Here is a 16212-nt window from a genome sequence, read left to right as displayed (position 1 = left end):
TTGATTATTAGTGACGATACGCTGGCGCGCTCAGGAGCCCTTATCGAGCTCCGCGTAGTTGCCCTTGGCATCCCATTTGTAGACGACGTAATCGATCAGCTTGATGTCGCCCTTGGCATCAAAGGACAGCTTGCCAAGAACGGTATCCCATTCGCCGCCCTTGATCGCCTCGATGACCTTCTTCGGATCGGTGCTATTGATCTTTGCCACCGCCTGCGACCAGATCTGGAACGAGGCGTAGGTATAGAGCGTATAGCCTTCGGGATCGATGCCCTTTGCCTTGAACTTCTCGACGATGGCTTTTGCAGTCGGCTTGTTGCGCGGGTCGGGGCCAAACGTAAAGAGTGTACCTTCCGCAGCTGCGCCAGTGATCGAGGCGAATTCCTTGTCGTTCATGGCGTCGCCTGCCATCAGCACGGTCTTCATGCCCTGATCGCGCATCTGGCGCAGAATGAGGCCAGCTTCCTGATGATAGCCGCCAACGTAGACAAGGTCGATGTTCTCTCGCTTTAGACGCGAGACGATGGAGTTAAAGTCCTTGTCGCCCTTGTTGTAGGACTCGAACAGTTTCTCCTTGAAGCCGGCCGCGTTCAGCGCCTTCTTGGTTTCGTCGGCAAGACCTTTGCCATAAGTCGTCTTGTCGTTGAGGATCGCGACGTTCTTGCCCGCATACGCCTTCAGAATGTACTGCGCGGCAACGAGACCCTGCTGGTCATCGCGACCGCAAACGCGGAGCACGTTCCAGAGTTTCCGCTCGGTGAAGACCGGATTGGTCGATGCTGGCGTGATCTGCAGCACATTTCCTTCTGCATAGGCTTCCGATGCAGGGATCGACGAAGACGAGCAGAAATGCCCGGCGACCATTGCGACCTTTGAGCTGGCAAGCTTCTCGGCGACGGAGCGCGCCTGCTTTGGATCACAAGCATCGTCGCCGGTCTGCAGTGACAGTTTCTTCCCGATGACACCGCCGGCGGCATTGAGATCAGCGACAGCCATATCGGCACCGTTCTTCATCTGGCGGCCGAAGGCAGATTCGCTGCCCGTCATCGGGCCGGCGACGGCGACCGAGATGTCTTGCGCAAACGCCGCGGTCGACAAGAACATCGACGCGCCGAATGCAAGGCCAAGGATGTTGATTGGTTTCATAGAACAGTCCTCATGAAGCTCGTGAAAGCATGGCCGGGCGGGCCTTTCGGAACAAATCGCGGCTATTGTCGGCTGATTTTACCGGCAAGTCATGGGCAATTTTCAGCCGGGTTCAAGACTTAACTGGCGCATCTTGCCGCAGTCGCCAGCCGAGCGGGCCGCTTGATTCGTATAGCCAGTAATATTGCCGGACCATTTGACGCGCGCGTGTACGCTGGAATGACAGGCAGGCAACAAGAAGGAGAACGGCCGTTTCGACGAGATAAGTCTTGGGTGCCAGCAACGTCTCGTTAAACAGCGCGAAGTGTACGAAGCGTACCGCGAGCCCCATCGGGATCATCGCGGCGACAACGACCCAGATGCTGCGCCATGTCAGTGCAATCGCGCGTCCGGCGAGGATCGCGCAGCCGCCGCCCAGCACGAGGGTGACGAACAGCACCTGAAAGATGGATTCATTGGAATACAGATCGCTCAATGCCGTCCGCCTTCCAGGTAGGCCGCGCGGATTTCCGGGCGTGCGAGCAGATCGGTGCCGGTTCCGCTGAGCGTGATCAGGCCGTTGACCATCACATAGCCGCGATGCGCCAGTTTCAGTGCATGATTGGCGTTCTGCTCCACGATCAAAACCGTCAGACCATCTTGTTTATTGAGTTCGCGAATAGCGTCAAAAATCTGGCGTGCGATCAATGGTGCCAAGCCGAGCGACGGCTCGTCCAGCATCAGAAGGCGAGGGCGGCTCATTAGTGCTCGACCGATCGCGAGCATTTGCTGCTCGCCACCGGACAGCGTGCCACCGCGCTGGGTGATGCGCTCCTTGAGGCGCGGGAACAACGCAAACACACGTTCGAGCGTCGCGTTGTACTCGGCTTCGCTGCCATCGACCGCCGCGTCTGCGCCCATACGCAAATTTTCGGCCACGCTCATGCGTGGGAATATCCGGCGTCCCTCTGGTGATTGTGCAATCCGCAGGCGTGCAACGTGATGCGTTGGTATGCCGGTAATGTCCTGTCCGTCGAACTCGATGGTCCCGGACCTGGCGCGCGGCCGGCCGAAGATAGACATCATCAGCGTCGATTTGCCGGCGCCGTTGGCGCCGATCAGCGCGACGATCTCGCCGGCGTTGATGTCGAGATCGACGCCTTTCAGCGCTTCGATGTGTCCATAAGCTGCGACGAGCCCACGTATGGCGAGCAGCGGTGTGGTCATGAATCACCCTCCATGACCTTGAGGGCGGTCTGCTCGTCGGCACCGAGATAAGCCGCAATGACCTGGGGATCGTCACGAATCTCGCGTGGGGTGCCGGCGGCGATCCTGATGCCATGATCAAGCACAAAGATGCGGTCGGAGATTTCCATCACCACGGACATATCGTGCTCGATCAAAAGCAGCGACGTGCTGTGATCCTTGCGGATCGCAAGCAGCAGCTTACTCAACTCGTCGCTCTCGCGTGCGTTCAGTCCAGCGGCGGGTTCGTCAAGGCACAGCAGGGCCGGCTCAGAGCACATCGCGCGCGCAATCTCAAGCCGTCGCTGGTCGCCATAGGCGAGGTTGCCGGCGGCATCATCCGCGCGATCGGTCAACCCGATCCGGTCGAGCCAATAGCGTGCGCGGTCGATGGCTGCAGCCTCGGCACTGCGAAAGCCTGGTGTGCCGAGCAGCCCGAGCAACGAGTAGCCTGACGCGCCCATCAGCGTGTTGTGCTGAGCCACCATCAGATTTTCCAACGCGGTCATTCCGGCAAACAGGCGAATATTCTGAAAGGTGCGGGCAACCTTCGCGACCTTGGAAATGCGGTAGTCAAACAGCCGCTCCAGCAGGAATTCCTGGCCGTCGTCGTGCACAAGACGCATCATGCCAGTGGTCGGCTTGTAGAAACCCGTGATGCAGTTGAACACAGTAGTCTTGCCGGCGCCGTTGGGTCCGATCAGCGCGGTGATGTCGCCGCGTTTTGCTGCGAATGATAAGTCGCTCACCGCGACGATGCCGCCGAAACGCATCGAAAGGTGATCCACCACAAGAATGTCGTCGGGCGCGCTCGTCGTCAGATTCATCCGTGGCCTTCCTTGACCATCGAGGATGAAATTTCTGTCCGCTTCTCCAGAAAGACTGATGGTGTGCGATGACCGACGAGGCCGCGCGGGCGCCAGATCATGAGCAGGACCATCGCTGAACCGAAAACCAGCATGCGGAATTGCTCGAACCCTCGGAACAGCTCGAAGCCACCGATCATCGCAACTGCAGCCAGCGCGACGCCCAATTGCGAGCCCATTCCGCCGAGCACGACGATTGCAAGGACGAGCGCGGATTCCTGAAACGTGAATGACTCTGGACTGATAAAGCCCTGGCGGGTTGCGAAAAATGCGCCGGCAAAACCTCCAAACATCGCGCCGGTCGCGAAGGCGGACAGCTTCGTTATCGTCGTGTTGATGCCGAGTGAGCGGCAGGCGACTTCGTCTTCACGCAAAGCTTCCCATGCGCGGCCGATGGGCAGGCGCCGCAAGCGAATGGTCACCCAGTTTGTCAGCAGTGCGAGCGCGAGGATGAGGTAGAACAGAAACACCACGCGATGCGTGGCGGAGAACTCGATGCCGAGCAGGGCGGCGAGGCCATCGTCGGTGTTGGTGAGCGGGATTCCGAAGAAGGTCGGGCGGGGAATGCCGTCGATGCCGTTCGGTCCGCCAGTGACGTTTTGCCAGTTCAGCAGAACAAGACGGATGATCTCGCCGAACGCCAGTGTCACGATGGCGAGATAATCGCCTTTCAATCGAAGCACCGGAAAGCCGAGGAGCATGCCCCAGAAGGCGGCAAGGATGCCTGAGATCGGAAGCAGCACCCAGAATGCCCACGGACCAAGCTGTACGAAGTCGATGGATACGTAGGGATAGGTTGAAAGCACGCTCAGAAACGGCAGACCGAATTTGGCCAGCAATGCATAGGAATATGCGCCGACAGCGTAGAATGCGACATAGCCGAGATCGAGCAGGCCTGCGAGGCCGACTACAATATTCAGGCCCCAGCCCAGCATGATGTAAGTCAGCACCAGAATGCCGAGATCGAGAATGTAGCGCTGATCATAGAAGGCCACCGGCACCAGACAGGTGAGCACCAGAAGTGCCGGAGCAAGCAGATGGCGCACTGAGGCAAAGCTGTCGCTGACGGTTGTGGGCAGGACGAAAATTCGCTTGGTCGGCCCGATCCATTGCCGCAGCAACTCGACCGCGATGCTGCCGAAGAATACCACCGCAACGAGGGCCGCGAGCTCACCGAAGCGCGTCCAGTAGATCAGTTGCCCCGCAGGCCCGGCCTCGGTGCGGATGCCGATCATCAGTGAAAACAGCACCAGCGCAACCAAAGCGCTTAGGATTGCCTTTTTGAAGATGAATGCAAAACCCTGATCCGACGCGGCCTTGTAAGATGGCGCACGCGTGGTTGGATTTGAAACTTGCGCCACGCGTGACCTCAGACTTTCTCGACTTCCGGACGGCCGAGCAGGCCGGTCGGAAGGAAGATGAGGACGATGATCAGGATCGAAAACGCCGCAACGTCCTTGTACTCCGACGAGAAGTAGGCTGACCAAAAGGTCTCGATCAGGCCGATGGCGAGGCCACCCAGCATGGCGCCCGGAAGAGAGCCGATGCCGCCGAGCACGGCCGCCGTGAAAGCTTTAATTCCGGCGACGAAGCCCATGAAGAAATCGACCACGCCGTAGTAGAGCAAGTACATCATGCCGGCGACGGCGGCGAGCGCCGCGCCAATGACGAAGGTCATGGAGATGGTGCGGTCGACATCGACGCCCAGGAGTGCGGCCATGGTCTGATCCTGCTCGCAAGCGCGCATGTCGCGGCCGAGGCGCGTCCGCGCGACCAGCCAGGAAAAGATCGCAAGCAGGATAACCGTGGTGACCACGACGATGATTTGAATGTTCGAAAGTTGCACCACAAAGCCGTCGCGTTCGAACAAGGTGTGTCCGCCAGTGATGATGGGAGGCACGGGTTTGACGCGTGCACCTTGCGCGACCTGTGCGTAGTTCGACAGGACGAAGGACATCCCGATGGCCGACAGCATGGGAGCGAGGCGGAAGGATTGGCGGAGTGGGCGATAAGCGATCCGCTCGACCGTCCAGCCATACAAAGCAGTCACGGCCATCGCGACCACCAGCACCAGCAGCAGAATGACGGGAATAGCCGTCAGGCCGATCGAGACCAGAATGAGAAACGTGATGAGGGCGATGAAGCCGCCAATCATGAAAATATCGCCGTGGGCGAAATTGATCATGCCGACGATGCCGTAGACCATCGTGTAGCCGATGGCGATAAGGCCATAAATCGAACCGAGCACCAGTCCGTTGATGAGTTGCTGGGCGAAGTAGTCCATAGGCTGCCGCGTTTGAGCAAATCCGGCAAAAGGGGATACCGGATGTATCCGAATTTGCTGCGTTTATCCTGTACCGGCGTGACCTGACCCCGCTCACGCACAACGATCAACACGTCGAGGGCTCCGGCAGCCGGATCGTCGCGTCGTCCCATTTTCTAACAGCGGGAACAGGGGGCGGCAACCATGGGGACTGCGGCTTTGGGTCGTCATCCACGCGGAGTTGCGTTGCGCTGCGAAGTTCCTGCGCGGGGCGGTCGAAAGGTCCAAAAGACGGGCAAGGAATTGGAGTTCCTTTGCAACCAACCATAGGCGCGACCGTTACCTCTCGCGACCCAACAAGGGAGACGTCACTATGGGTAACCAGAATAATCCGAATCAAAATCCCGGCCAGCAGAGCCAGAATCCGAACCAGAAGCCTGGTCAGCAGCAGGGCGGCGGACAGAAGCCCGGCCAGCAGCAGCAGGATCCCAGCCAGAAGCCAGGCCAGCAACAATCAGGTCAGCAGGGGCAAAAGGGCGGCCATTAGAGTGGCCGGAACCTTTTGCTCAGGTTTTGGAAAATCCCGCCGCGAGGCGGGATTTTTCTTTTGTCCAGGTCGGTTGTCCACAGTGATCCACCGCGCGGGCCGCTGCGTTAACGTTAAAGAAGAGTTTAAATTGTCCCGCGCAGTCGCGCGGAGTTAGCTCCGCAAACATTCATCGGATTCGGCGGGGCAGCATGGCCAGAGATTGGCGGATCAGCACGTTCAACGGCGTGCTCTTGGCATCCTACTTCATTCCGTCGTGGACGATTTCCGCGATGAAGATTTGGGTCTCGCCGATCCGCGGCCTTTATGACCGCTCCAATATCGGTCCGGCGATGTATGTCAGCGACTTCATGAGCCTGTCGGCGCTCGGTACCACTCGTTTCGCGTGGATGTTGGCGCTCGGCAAGGTCATGGTCGCGGCATTCTTTATGATCTTTTTGCTGCTGATCATCCGCGAAGCCATTCGCAAGAAGGGTGGGAGTGAAGAGGCTCTCAGCTTTGCGCTTGGCTTGGGAGCGTTCATCAGCATGGCAAGCCTGATCGCGGCATCCAAGGTCGGCGAGCAGGCGGCGCTTTACCTGCACGCCAGCGAGGCGCTGTTGCTGCTCGGCGCGACAATTTTGCTGGTCATCGACAATGACAAGAAGGTTGCGGCGTCCGCAGCAGACGCTGGCACGGCGGACATGCCTCGGCAAGTTTATCTGTCGAGCAGCCCGAGTTCTTGAATGATCGCTGCAGCTTCCTTGATCGCGTGATTGGCGGCGGGTACGCCGCAATAGATCGCCTGCTGCAGCAAAATTTCCTTGATGTCATCCGGCGTGAAGCCGCCCTCATTGAGGGCAGCGCGCACGTGCATCCGGAATTCGTCCCAGTGTCCGAGCGCCATCATTGTGCCGATCACAAGAACACGCCGGGTGCGCTCGTCGAAATGCGGCCGCGTCCAGATCTCGCCCCAGGCGTAGCGGCTGATCAGGTCCAGAAAATCCGCGTTGAATGAATTTCGACCCGCGGCTGACTTATCGACCCAGGCGTCACCCAGGACCTTGCGGCGTTGTTTCGTGCCGAGTTCGCTGCGAGCTTGTTCTTCCATCGCGATCGTCCTTAGCGCTGCGTCAGAAAGCCAACCACGGCTTCCGTAAAGCTGTGCGACTGTTCGACGTTGGAGATATGCGCGGCATCGAGCAGGGTCATGCTCGCGCCAGGAATGCTTTTGCGGATCAATTCGCCTGCTTCTACCGGTGTTGCGACGTCGTGGCGTCCGGCAATCACGAGCGTTGGCGCTGTGATACGTGGCAGCAGATCGCGTTGATCGAGCGTGCTCAGCGCCTTGCAGCATTCGATGTAGCCCTGTGCCGGGCTATCAAGCAGTATCTGTTTCAAGCGAGCAGTGATTTGTGGCTCACGCTCGCGGAAGTCCGCGGTCAACCATGCGGCAATCACGGTGTCGGCAATCGCAGAAAGACCGCCTTCATTGACGGCTTTGATACGATTTAACCAGTTGGTCGGGTCTGCATAGTAGCAAGCTGTGTTTGCGAGAATGAGCTTGCCGACACGCTCGGGCGCATTCGCGCCCAACCACTGGCCGACCATGCCGCCCATCGACACGCCGCACCAATGCACTTTCTCGATGTTGAGGTCGTCGAGGATGGCCAGCACGTCTTTGCCGAAACGCTCCATTGAATAAGGACCGGCGGGTACGCCGGACTTGCCGTGACCGCGCCGGTCGTAGCGGACAACCCGATACAATTTCGTCAGGGCAGCCATCTGCGGCTCCCACATCTGCATCGTGGTGCCGAGCGAATTGGACAGCATGATCGTGGGGCCACTGTCGCGGCCTTCAACTGAAACGTTCAGGAGGCAGCCGTCGGCATCGATCATAGGCATCAAACTTCTCCGTAATTTCTTATGTCTTCAGCGATGCGAGCAGTCGGTCGATCAGCTGTTGCGATGCGCCCTGATAGGACATTGGCGCGAACAGGTCATCGAGTTTTTCGGCGCTGATGTGGCTGGTCACGAGATTGTCGTTTTTAAGCACGTCGAGCAGATGCTGTCCGGTCTCGACTGATTTGCGGCTCGCCGCCTCAATAACATAATGCGATTCGCTTTTGCCGATCTTCTCGGCCAATGCCATGGCGACGGCTTCCGCCATGACGAGGCCGTGTGTGGTGTTAAGATTGGCGCGCATGCGGTCGGCATTGACCTCGATTCCTTCGGCGATATCGACGATGGCGGCGAGTGCGCCCGAAGTCACCAGCAGCAGCATGGGGAGCGTTGGCCATTCCGCGTGCCACGGACCCGCGCTGCGCTCATGTTCCTGAACTTGGGCTGCAAAAATCGTCGCTGCCAGATTGGGGGCCATGGTTGCTGCTGCAAGGGCGCTTGCTGCGGCAACGGGGTTGCGCTTATGGGGCATCGTCGATGAGCCGCCACGGCCTGCGCCGGAGGGTTCAAAAGCCTCGCCAACGTCGGTTTGCATCATCAGTGAGACGTCGCGAGCGATCTTGCCACAAGTGCCTGCCAGGATCGCCAGGACCGACGCAATCTCTGCAATCCGGTCGCGGTGCGTGTGCCATGGAGCTTCAGGCAGCGCGAGTGATAGCTCCTTCGCAAGCTGCGCGGCGATGTTCATTCCCTTGTCGCCAAGGGCTGCGAGTGTCCCGGCGGCGCCACCGAACTGCAGCACGATCGACTCGGTTTGCAGCCGTTTCAACCTCAATCGTGAACGGTGCAAGGCTGCGGCATATTCTGCGAGCTTCAGCCCGAACGGCATCGGCAACGCGTGCTGCAGCCACGTCCGTGCGACCATCGCGGTGTGACGATGCGTATCTGCGAGTGCGGCAAAAGCTTTGATGGCACGATCGATATCGTTCAGCAGCGCGCTTGTTGCTGCTCTCAATTGCAGCATTGTCGCGGTGTCGATGACGTCCTGGCTTGTGGCGCCCCAATGGACGTAGCGCGCCGCTTCGGGATCTGCTTTGGCAACTTGAGCCGTAAGAGCTTTGACCAAGGGGATGGCGAGATTGCCTGATTTGCTGGCTGCATCGGCTAAGGCAGCAATATCAAAATTTTCGGCTTTGCATCCGTCGGATATGATTTTTGCTGCGGAGCTCGGAATGGTGCCCGTCGCGGCTTCCGCCCGCGCCAGCGCGGCCTCGAAGTCCAGCAGGTATTGCAAATAGGTCCTATCTTTACAGACCTCGCGCATGGCGGGACTGGACAGCATGGGAGCCAGCAAGGGCGACAGGGAGGTGCTCATGACTCGCGGACCCTAACCGCCGCGCCTGAACGTGCCAATAGGCCGCATCAATATTGTACGAACCTCTTTTCTTTACTGCTTTCGGGGCCTAATTGAGGACTGCTGGCCGCCGGACGCGGCCCCATTGAATTCGGAGAGATATCCATGGCGATGACGATGACCGGTGAAGTCCAGCTTTCAGCCCCTCGCCAGGTGGTTTGGGACAAGCTCAATGATCCGGAGGTCCTCAAAGCCTGCATCCCCGGTTGCGAAGAGTTGACCAAGTCCGGCGAAAATCAGTTCGAGGCCGTGGCGAAGATGAAAGTCGGTCCGGTCTCCGCGCGCTTCAAAGGCAAGGTTACGCTGAGCGATTTCGATCCACCGAACAGCTATAAGATTTCGGGTGAAGGTGAGGGCGGCGTCGCCGGCTTCGCCAAAGGCGGAGCAACCGTCGCGCTGGCTGACAAGGATGGCGGCACGCTGTTGACATATAATGTCGAAGCACAGATCGGTGGCAAACTGGCCCAGCTCGGACAGCGATTGATCAACGGCTCGGCCAAAAAAGTGGCTGATGAATTTTTTGCGAAATTTGCCGACGCGGTGAAGGCCGGCTGACGTCTCTATTTCGGCATATCAGGTCCTCACACTGATCAAGTCTTCTTGTGCAACGCGTTGCGGCATGAGGTTGCTCATTACGGTGCAGGCTCATATTATAAGTTTGGAACCGTTATAAACGGGGCTGCGCCGTTCCCGCGGCGTTGCGTCAGAGCGCCCAGCCGATAAATATAGAGAGTGTTGATGGCCAAGATTTCACTGATCGTGAACGGCAATCCTGTGACAGCGAATGTCGATCCGCGCATGCTGCTGGTCCAGTTTTTGCGTGAAAACCTTAGGCTGACAGGTACGCATGTCGGGTGCGATACCTCGCAGTGCGGCGCGTGTGTCGTGCATCTCGACGGCAAGGCCGTGAAGGCCTGTACTACGCTCGCCGTGATGGCGGACGGGCATGAGGTCAAGACGATCGAAGGACTAGCTGCCGATGGTGCTCCGTTGCATCCGATGCAGGAGGCATTCCGCGAACATCATGGTCTGCAGTGTGGTTTCTGCACGCCCGGTATGATCATGACGGCAGTCGATCTGGTTCACCGCAAAGGCCACGATCTGAGTGACGAGGTTATTCGTGAGGAGCTCGAGGGCAACCTTTGCCGCTGCACAGGCTACCAGAACATCGTCCTGTCCATCGCGGCTGGTGCCAAGGCGATGGCTAAATCCGATCTCGCGTAACGAGCATCCCTGAAGGACCGGTTATGTACGAATTTAAATATCATCGTCCGGGGACTGTGCGGCAGGCCGCCAACCTTCTGATCAAGAATGAAGATGCCAAAGTGATTGCTGGTGGCCATACGCTGGTGCCGGTGATGAAGCAGCGGCTTGCCAGTCCACCGCATCTTGTTGATCTGTCCCACATCGAAGGACTCAACGGCATCGAGATGAAGGGGCGCAATCTGGTGATTGGCGCCACCGCGACCCACGCTGAAGTTGCGAATTCGGCGGTGGTGGGTGAAGCCATTCCCGCTCTCGCGGAATTGGCTGGCTTGATCGGCGATCCGGCTGTTCGTCACAAGGGCACGATTGGCGGTTCACTCGCGAACAATGATCCGACGGCGGATTATCCGGCAGCTGCCATGGCGCTGGGCGCAACCATCGTCACCAACAAGCGCAAGCTGAAGCCGGAAGAATTCTTCCAGGGGCTGTTCTCGACCTCGCTTGAGCCGGATGAGATCATCACGCGTGTGATGTTCCCGTTGCCAAAGAAGGCTGCGTATCAGAAATTCCGCAATCAGGCGTCGCGTTATGCACTCGTTGGTGTGTTTGTCGCCAAACGCCCGTCGGACGTGCGCGTCGCAGTGACGGGCGCTGGAAGCGATGGCGTCTTCCGCGTTGACTCGTTTGAAGAGGCGCTGAAGAAGCGGTTCTCGCCAAAAGCGCTGGATGGTCTCACGGTCTCGGCTGAGGGGCTGAACAGCGATCTTCACGGCAGCGCCGAATACCGTGCGCATTTGATCCAGGTGCTCGCCCGTCGTGCGGTTGAAGCCGCCACGGCGAAAGCCTGAATTGCTTAAGGATCTGGAGCAGGCATGAGTAAGGTTGCAGCGATTCCCGCATCTGTCGATGCAACGCTCGACCTGCTCACCAGCCGTGGCTATCTCGCAGAACGCTCGCTCGCGACCGTGGTTTATCTTGCCCTGCGAATGGGCCGTCCGCTGTTTCTCGAAGGAGAAGCAGGCGTCGGAAAGACCGAGATCGCCAAGGTTCTGTCAGCCGCGCTCGGCCGCAAACTGATCCGCCTGCAATGCTATGAAGGTCTCGACGTCGCGTCCGCTGTGTATGAGTGGAATAGCGCCGCGCAGATGATTGCCATCCGTCTTGCGGAAGCGAGTGGGGATATCGATCGCGAGCAACTGTCCGCGGATATTTTCGCGGAAAAATATTTGATCAAACGTCCGCTTTTGCAGGCGTTGGAGCCGGACGTTGGCGGGCCGCCGGTGCTGCTGATTGACGAACTCGATCGGGCGGATGAAGCTTTTGAGGCTTATCTGCTCGAAATTCTCAGCGACTTTCAGGTGTCGATCCCTGAGTTCGGCACGGTCAAGGCGCCACAGCCACCGATCGTGATCGTCACATCGAACCGGACGCGCGAAATCCACGACGCGCTGAAGCGTCGCTGCCTTTATCACTGGGTTGACTATCCATCGGCCGAGCGTGAATTGGCTATCGTCAAATCCCGTGTACCGAACATCAGCGCCAAGCTGTCGCAGCAGGTTGTTGGTTTCGTGCAGGCACTGCGGGAGCAGGATCTGTTCAAGGTCCCTGGCGTGGCCGAAACTATCGACTGGGCGACTGCGCTCACCGAACTTGATGCGCGTTCACTGACACCTCAGGTGGTGGGGGACACGCTGGGTGCGTTGTTGAAGTATCAGGATGATATTGGTCGCATGCAGGGCGACACGCTCGACAAGGTGATCAAGGAAGCTGTCAGCGATCCGTCTGCGTGAGACGATGAGCCGGGAATTGTCATGCCCAATGGCGTCGAGACCCCAACGACCGGATTGATTGCCGACAACGTCATTGGCTTTGCGCGGGCGTTGCGCATTGCCGGATTGCCGATCGGTCCTGGTTTGGTGATCGATGCGCTGAACGCGATGCAGTTGATCGATATCGGTAACCGCGCCGACCTGTTTACCACACTAGAATCGATTTTCGTCAAACGACATGAGCATGCGCTGATCTTCGCGCAGGCGTTCGATCTGTTCTTTCGCCGCGCGGAAGGCACAGACAACATGCTCGACTCGGTGCCGCTGCCACCCGAGGCACAAAAGCCGCCTCCGCCGGCATCCCGCCGGGTGCAAGAAGCTTTCGCGCAGAGCAAGAACGTCGAATCCCACGAGATCGAAGAGAAGAGCGTTCAACTCTCGGTATCGGATCGCGAGGTTCTGCAATCAAAAGATTTCGCCCAGATGAGCGCCGACGAGATCGCCGAGGTCACACGGGCGATCGCGCAGATGAAGTTGCCGCAGGCAGAGTTGCGGACGCGCCGATTTGCGCCGGATGCCCGCGGTGAGCGGCTCGATCTGCGGCGCACCTTGCGCGGCAGTTTGCGCACCGGCGGCGAGATCGTGAAGTTTCAGCGGCTGGGGCGGATCGACAAGCCGGCGCCCATTGTCGCGCTGCTCGACATTTCCGGATCGATGACCGAGTACACGCGTCTGTTTCTGCAATTCCTGCATGCGATCACGGATGCCCGCAAACGCGTATCAGTCTTTCTGTTCGGGACCCGTCTGACCAATGTGACGCGGGCATTACGGGCCCGCGATCCTGACGAGGCTCTGGCGGCCTGTTCGTCCTGTGTCGAGGATTGGGCTGGCGGGACGCGCATCGCCACCTCGCTGCATAACTTCAACAACCTCTGGGGTCGGCGGGTGCTGGGCCAGGGCGCGATCGTTCTGCTGATCTCCGATGGGCTGGAACGTGAGGTTGATTCCAAGCTGGAATTCGAAATGGACCGGCTGCATCGGTCCTGCCGCCGGCTGATCTGGCTCAATCCGCTCTTGCGCTTCGACGGGTTTGAGGCCAAGGCTCAAGGCATCAAAATGATGCTGCCGCATGTTGATGAATTCCGCCCGGTACATAACTTGAACTCGATGGAGAACCTGATCGCGGCGCTCTCGTCGCCATTGACGAACCGGCGCCTCGACTCTCGTTCTGCCGCCTGAGGACAATCCAAATGCTCGATCGTGACGAAGATATTTTGAAGGCTGCCGAGGACTGGACCAAGGCCGGTCACGGTGTGGCGCTGGCCACTGTGGTGCAGACGTGGGGGTCGGCACCTCGTCCGGCGGGATCGAGCCTTGTGATCAATGACGATGGCACCTTCCTTGGTTCAGTGTCCGGTGGCTGTGTTGAAGGCGCGGTGGTGACCGAAGCTCTCGACGTGATCGCCAGCGGCCAGCCCAAGATGCTTGAATTCGGTGTCGCCGATGAAACAGCATGGAATGTCGGCTTGTCGTGCGGCGGTACGATCCGTGTGTTTGTTGAGAAGGTGGGCAACTCTTGAAACAGAATACGCTCGCCGAGCTGAACAGCGAACGCGCAGCGCGTCGCGCTGTCATTGTCATCACCGATGTGTCGAATGGCGACCAACGTCTGGTGAAGGCGGCTGACATTCCCGCCGATCCGCTCCATGTCGAACTCGACAAGAGTCTGCGGATGGGCAAGAGCGGTATGATCGAGGTGGACGGCAAAAAGCTGTTCCTGAACGTTTATGCGCCGACGGCTCGGCTTGTGATCATCGGCGCGGTCCACATCAGCCAGGCGCTGGCGCCGCTGGCGCAGTCGCTTGGTTATGATGTGTTCGTGGTCGATCCACGGACGGCGTTTGCGTCGCCTGAGCGATTTCCCGACATCCCGCTGTTCGCCGATTGGCCCGACGTCGCATTGCCGCCGCTGAACGTCGATCGCTATACGGCGTTTGTCGCCATCACCCACGATCCGAAGATTGATGATCCTGCGTTGCTGCATGCATTGTCACGTGACTGCTTTTATATTGGCGCGCTCGGATCGCGGAAGAGCCATGCCAACCGTCTTGATCGGTTGAAAGCGCAGGGCGCGTCTGAGGAAGCTTTGGCGCGGATTCACGCGCCGATCGGCCTCGCCATCGGCGCGGTGTCCCCGTCGGAAATTGCGGTGTCGATCATGGCGGAGATCACCGCCGTTCTGCGGCTGCCTGCTGCAATGCAGCCAAAAGCGAAGTCTGCAGCATGAAATTCGGTCCTGTTGCACCGGAAGAGGGGTTGGGCGGCGTGACCGTTCACGCCATCCGTCAGGGCTCGCTGGTTTTGAAGAAGGGCACTGTGATTGGAGCTGCAGAAGTTGCAGCGCTGAAACAGGCCGGTGTTTCTGAAATCGTCGTCGCGCGGCTCGATGAGGGCGACGTTTCTGAAGACGAAGCCGCGGCCAGCGTCGCGGCTGCGATTGCCGGTGAGGGCGTCAGTGTCGAGCGTGCGTTCACCGGGCGCGCCAATTTGTTCGCCGCTGAAGCAGGCGTGTTGGTCGTCGACCGCGATGCGGTCGATCGCATCAACCGCGTCGATGAGGCGATTACGTTTGCAACACTGTCGGCATTCAAAGCGGTTGTCGCGGGTGAGATGATCGCCACCGTCAAGATCATTCCGTTTGGCGTCGAAGCCTCGCTTCGGGATTCCGCTGTTAAAGCGGCAGCTGCCGGGCAGATGCGTGTCGCTCCGTTCAAGATCAAGCGCGTGGGTATAGTCTCCACGATCCTGCCGGGCCTTGCGTCGAAGGTGGTCGACAAAACACTGCGGGTGACAGCCGAGCGCCTTGCACCGGCTGGCGCGAGCATCATCGCCGAGCGACGGGTCCCGCATGATGACGCGGCGCTGGCGCCTGCTATCAAAGAGTTGCTCAAGCTCGGCGCTGAATTGGTGCTGGTATTTGGTGCATCCGCGATCGCTGACCGGCGCGATGTCATCCCGGCAGCGATTGAAGGTATCGGGGGCGCGGTCGAACATTTCGGCATGCCGGTCGATCCCGGTAATCTCATGCTGGTCGGCAACGTCAATCATGTGCCGGTCCTTGGCGCGCCGGGGTGTGCACGCTCACCGAAAGAAAACGGCTTCGACTGGGTGTTGATGCGCCTGCTCGCAGGGCTTGAGGTAACACGCGCTGACATCACCGGCATGGGTGTCGGCGGATTGTTGATGGAAATCGTCACTCGGCCGCAACCACGCGTCCCCGTCGGCAGTGATGAAAGCCGCAGCGTCGCTGCTGTAGTTCTTGCTGCTGGCCGTTCCACCCGTATGAACGGTCCGAACAAGATGCTGGCCGAATTGAACGGTAAGAAGCTCGTGCGGATTGCCGTCGAGCAAGCGCTGGCGTCGAAAGCTTCCCCGGTGATCGTGGTGACCGGTCACCAGAGCGCGGAGGTCAAAGCTGCATTGGCTGGTCTTGATGTGACATTCGTGACGAACCCGAAATTCGCGGATGGACTTGCCACGTCGGTCAAGGCCGGGATTGCGGCTATGCCTGAGGGGATTGACGGTGCGATCATCTGTCTTGGCGATATGCCGTTGATCGATGCGAAGCTGATCGACAGGCTGATCGATGCATTCGCGCCGGATCATGGTGCATTGATCGTGGCGCCAGTGGCTGACGGACGGCGGGGAAATCCAGTGCTCTGGTCGCGGCGTTTCTTCGCGGAATTAATGGCGCTCGATGGCGATATCGGTGCACGGCGTTTGATCGCGCAGCACGCCGAGGCGGTGGCTGAGGTGGAGGTCGAGGGCAAAAGCGCGTTTCTCGATATCGACACACCGGAAATGCTGGCTGAGGCTCAGCGGGCTTAGCTTGTCCT

19 protein-coding genes are annotated in these 16212 nt (G+C 59.1%); 10 read left to right on the top strand and 9 right to left on the bottom strand.

Going from position 1 to position 16212, the window contains the following annotated elements; genetic code table 11:
• Window positions 1–30: 30 nt before the first annotated feature.
• The 6 genes from ACZ5C3_RS20430 to ACZ5C3_RS20405 form a co-directional block, all read right to left on the bottom strand.
• A complete protein-coding gene (locus ACZ5C3_RS20430) occupies window positions 31–1146 on the bottom strand; it encodes a branched-chain amino acid ABC transporter substrate-binding protein (RefSeq protein ID WP_464032532.1) in 1116 nt (371 codons plus the stop codon).
• 112 nt (window positions 1147–1258) lie between these two features.
• Window positions 1259–1621, bottom strand: a complete 363-nt coding sequence (locus tag ACZ5C3_RS20425; RefSeq protein WP_464032530.1) for a DUF6867 family protein — start codon at window positions 1619–1621, stop codon at window positions 1259–1261.
• Window positions 1618–2352 (bottom strand): ABC transporter ATP-binding protein, encoded by a 735-nt coding sequence (locus ACZ5C3_RS20420; protein WP_464032529.1) that lies wholly within the window; start codon window positions 2350–2352, stop codon window positions 1618–1620. The genes ACZ5C3_RS20425 and ACZ5C3_RS20420 overlap by 4 nt, the downstream gene beginning before the upstream one ends.
• Entirely contained in the window at window positions 2349–3197 is an 849-nt protein-coding gene (locus ACZ5C3_RS20415; RefSeq protein WP_464032527.1) for an ABC transporter ATP-binding protein, read from the bottom strand. Before ACZ5C3_RS20415 ends, ACZ5C3_RS20420 begins: the two co-directional genes overlap by 4 nt.
• The gene (locus ACZ5C3_RS20410; protein WP_464038388.1) at window positions 3194–4471 is read right to left on the bottom strand and encodes an ABC transporter permease subunit; all 1278 of its coding nucleotides are present in this window, start codon (window positions 4469–4471) and stop codon (window positions 3194–3196) included. Before ACZ5C3_RS20410 ends, ACZ5C3_RS20415 begins: the two co-directional genes overlap by 4 nt.
• A 134-nt stretch (window positions 4472–4605) precedes the next feature.
• Entirely contained in the window at window positions 4606–5520 is a 915-nt protein-coding gene (locus ACZ5C3_RS20405) for an ABC transporter permease subunit (protein WP_464032525.1), read from the bottom strand.
• A gap of 352 nt (window positions 5521–5872) precedes the next feature.
• Here ACZ5C3_RS20405 and ACZ5C3_RS20400 point away from each other — a divergent pair, with 352 nt between their 5' ends.
• Together ACZ5C3_RS20400 and ACZ5C3_RS20395 are read left to right on the top strand one after the other, a co-directional pair.
• On the top strand, window positions 5873–6046 hold the full coding sequence (locus ACZ5C3_RS20400) for a hypothetical protein (protein WP_464032523.1): 174 nt from the start codon (window positions 5873–5875) through the stop codon (window positions 6044–6046).
• Window positions 6047–6237: 191 nt separating this feature from the next.
• The gene (locus tag ACZ5C3_RS20395) at window positions 6238–6771 is read left to right on the top strand and encodes a hypothetical protein (protein WP_464032521.1); all 534 of its coding nucleotides are present in this window, start codon (window positions 6238–6240) and stop codon (window positions 6769–6771) included.
• On the opposite strand, the gene ACZ5C3_RS20390 is transcribed toward ACZ5C3_RS20395, so the two are convergent.
• From ACZ5C3_RS20390 to ACZ5C3_RS20380, 3 genes are read right to left on the bottom strand one after another with little or no spacing between them, the layout of a single operon-like run.
• Entirely contained in the window at window positions 6744–7136 is a 393-nt protein-coding gene (locus tag ACZ5C3_RS20390; protein ID WP_464032520.1) for a carboxymuconolactone decarboxylase family protein, read from the bottom strand. The genes ACZ5C3_RS20395 and ACZ5C3_RS20390 overlap by 28 nt on opposite strands.
• Before the next feature lie 11 nt (window positions 7137–7147).
• Window positions 7148–7930 (bottom strand): 3-oxoadipate enol-lactonase, encoded by a 783-nt coding sequence (gene pcaD, locus ACZ5C3_RS20385; RefSeq protein WP_464032519.1) that lies wholly within the window; start codon window positions 7928–7930, stop codon window positions 7148–7150.
• A gap of 19 nt (window positions 7931–7949) precedes the next feature.
• Window positions 7950–9302 (bottom strand): 3-carboxy-cis,cis-muconate cycloisomerase, encoded by a 1353-nt coding sequence (locus ACZ5C3_RS20380; RefSeq protein WP_464032517.1) that lies wholly within the window; start codon window positions 9300–9302, stop codon window positions 7950–7952.
• Between the two features lie 144 nt (window positions 9303–9446).
• Here ACZ5C3_RS20380 and ACZ5C3_RS20375 point away from each other — a divergent pair, with 144 nt between their 5' ends.
• The 8 genes from ACZ5C3_RS20375 (at window position 9447) to ACZ5C3_RS20340 (ending at window position 16204) form a co-directional block, all read left to right on the top strand.
• Window positions 9447–9896 carry an SRPBCC family protein gene (locus ACZ5C3_RS20375; RefSeq protein ID WP_464032516.1) on the top strand — a complete coding sequence of 150 codons (450 nt, stop codon included), beginning with the start codon at window positions 9447–9449 and terminating at the stop codon, window positions 9894–9896.
• Between the two features lie 183 nt (window positions 9897–10079).
• Window positions 10080–10565 carry a (2Fe-2S)-binding protein gene (locus ACZ5C3_RS20370; RefSeq protein ID WP_464032514.1) on the top strand — a complete coding sequence of 162 codons (486 nt, stop codon included), beginning with the start codon at window positions 10080–10082 and terminating at the stop codon, window positions 10563–10565.
• 23 nt (window positions 10566–10588) lie between these two features.
• Window positions 10589–11395 (top strand): FAD binding domain-containing protein, encoded by an 807-nt coding sequence (locus ACZ5C3_RS20365; RefSeq protein WP_464032512.1) that lies wholly within the window; start codon window positions 10589–10591, stop codon window positions 11393–11395.
• A 24-nt stretch (window positions 11396–11419) separates the two neighbouring features.
• Entirely contained in the window at window positions 11420–12337 is a 918-nt protein-coding gene (locus ACZ5C3_RS20360) for an AAA family ATPase (protein ID WP_464032511.1), read from the top strand.
• Between the two features lie 21 nt (window positions 12338–12358).
• Window positions 12359–13555, top strand: a complete 1197-nt coding sequence (locus ACZ5C3_RS20355) for a vWA domain-containing protein (RefSeq protein ID WP_464032509.1) — start codon at window positions 12359–12361, stop codon at window positions 13553–13555.
• An 11-nt stretch (window positions 13556–13566) separates the two neighbouring features.
• Entirely contained in the window at window positions 13567–13896 is a 330-nt protein-coding gene (locus tag ACZ5C3_RS20350) for an XdhC family protein (protein WP_464032507.1), read from the top strand.
• Window positions 13893–14603, top strand: a complete 711-nt coding sequence (locus ACZ5C3_RS20345; protein ID WP_464032505.1) for an XdhC family protein — start codon at window positions 13893–13895, stop codon at window positions 14601–14603. Before ACZ5C3_RS20350 ends, ACZ5C3_RS20345 begins: the two co-directional genes overlap by 4 nt.
• On the top strand, window positions 14600–16204 hold the full coding sequence (locus ACZ5C3_RS20340) for an NTP transferase domain-containing protein (protein WP_464032503.1): 1605 nt from the start codon (window positions 14600–14602) through the stop codon (window positions 16202–16204). Before ACZ5C3_RS20345 ends, ACZ5C3_RS20340 begins: the two co-directional genes overlap by 4 nt.
• The last annotated feature ends 8 nt before the right edge of the window (window positions 16205–16212 follow it).

Source organism: Afipia dichlorophenoxyacetatis (genome assembly GCF_055386385.1).
This window is presented reverse-complemented; position numbering and strand designations above follow the sequence as displayed.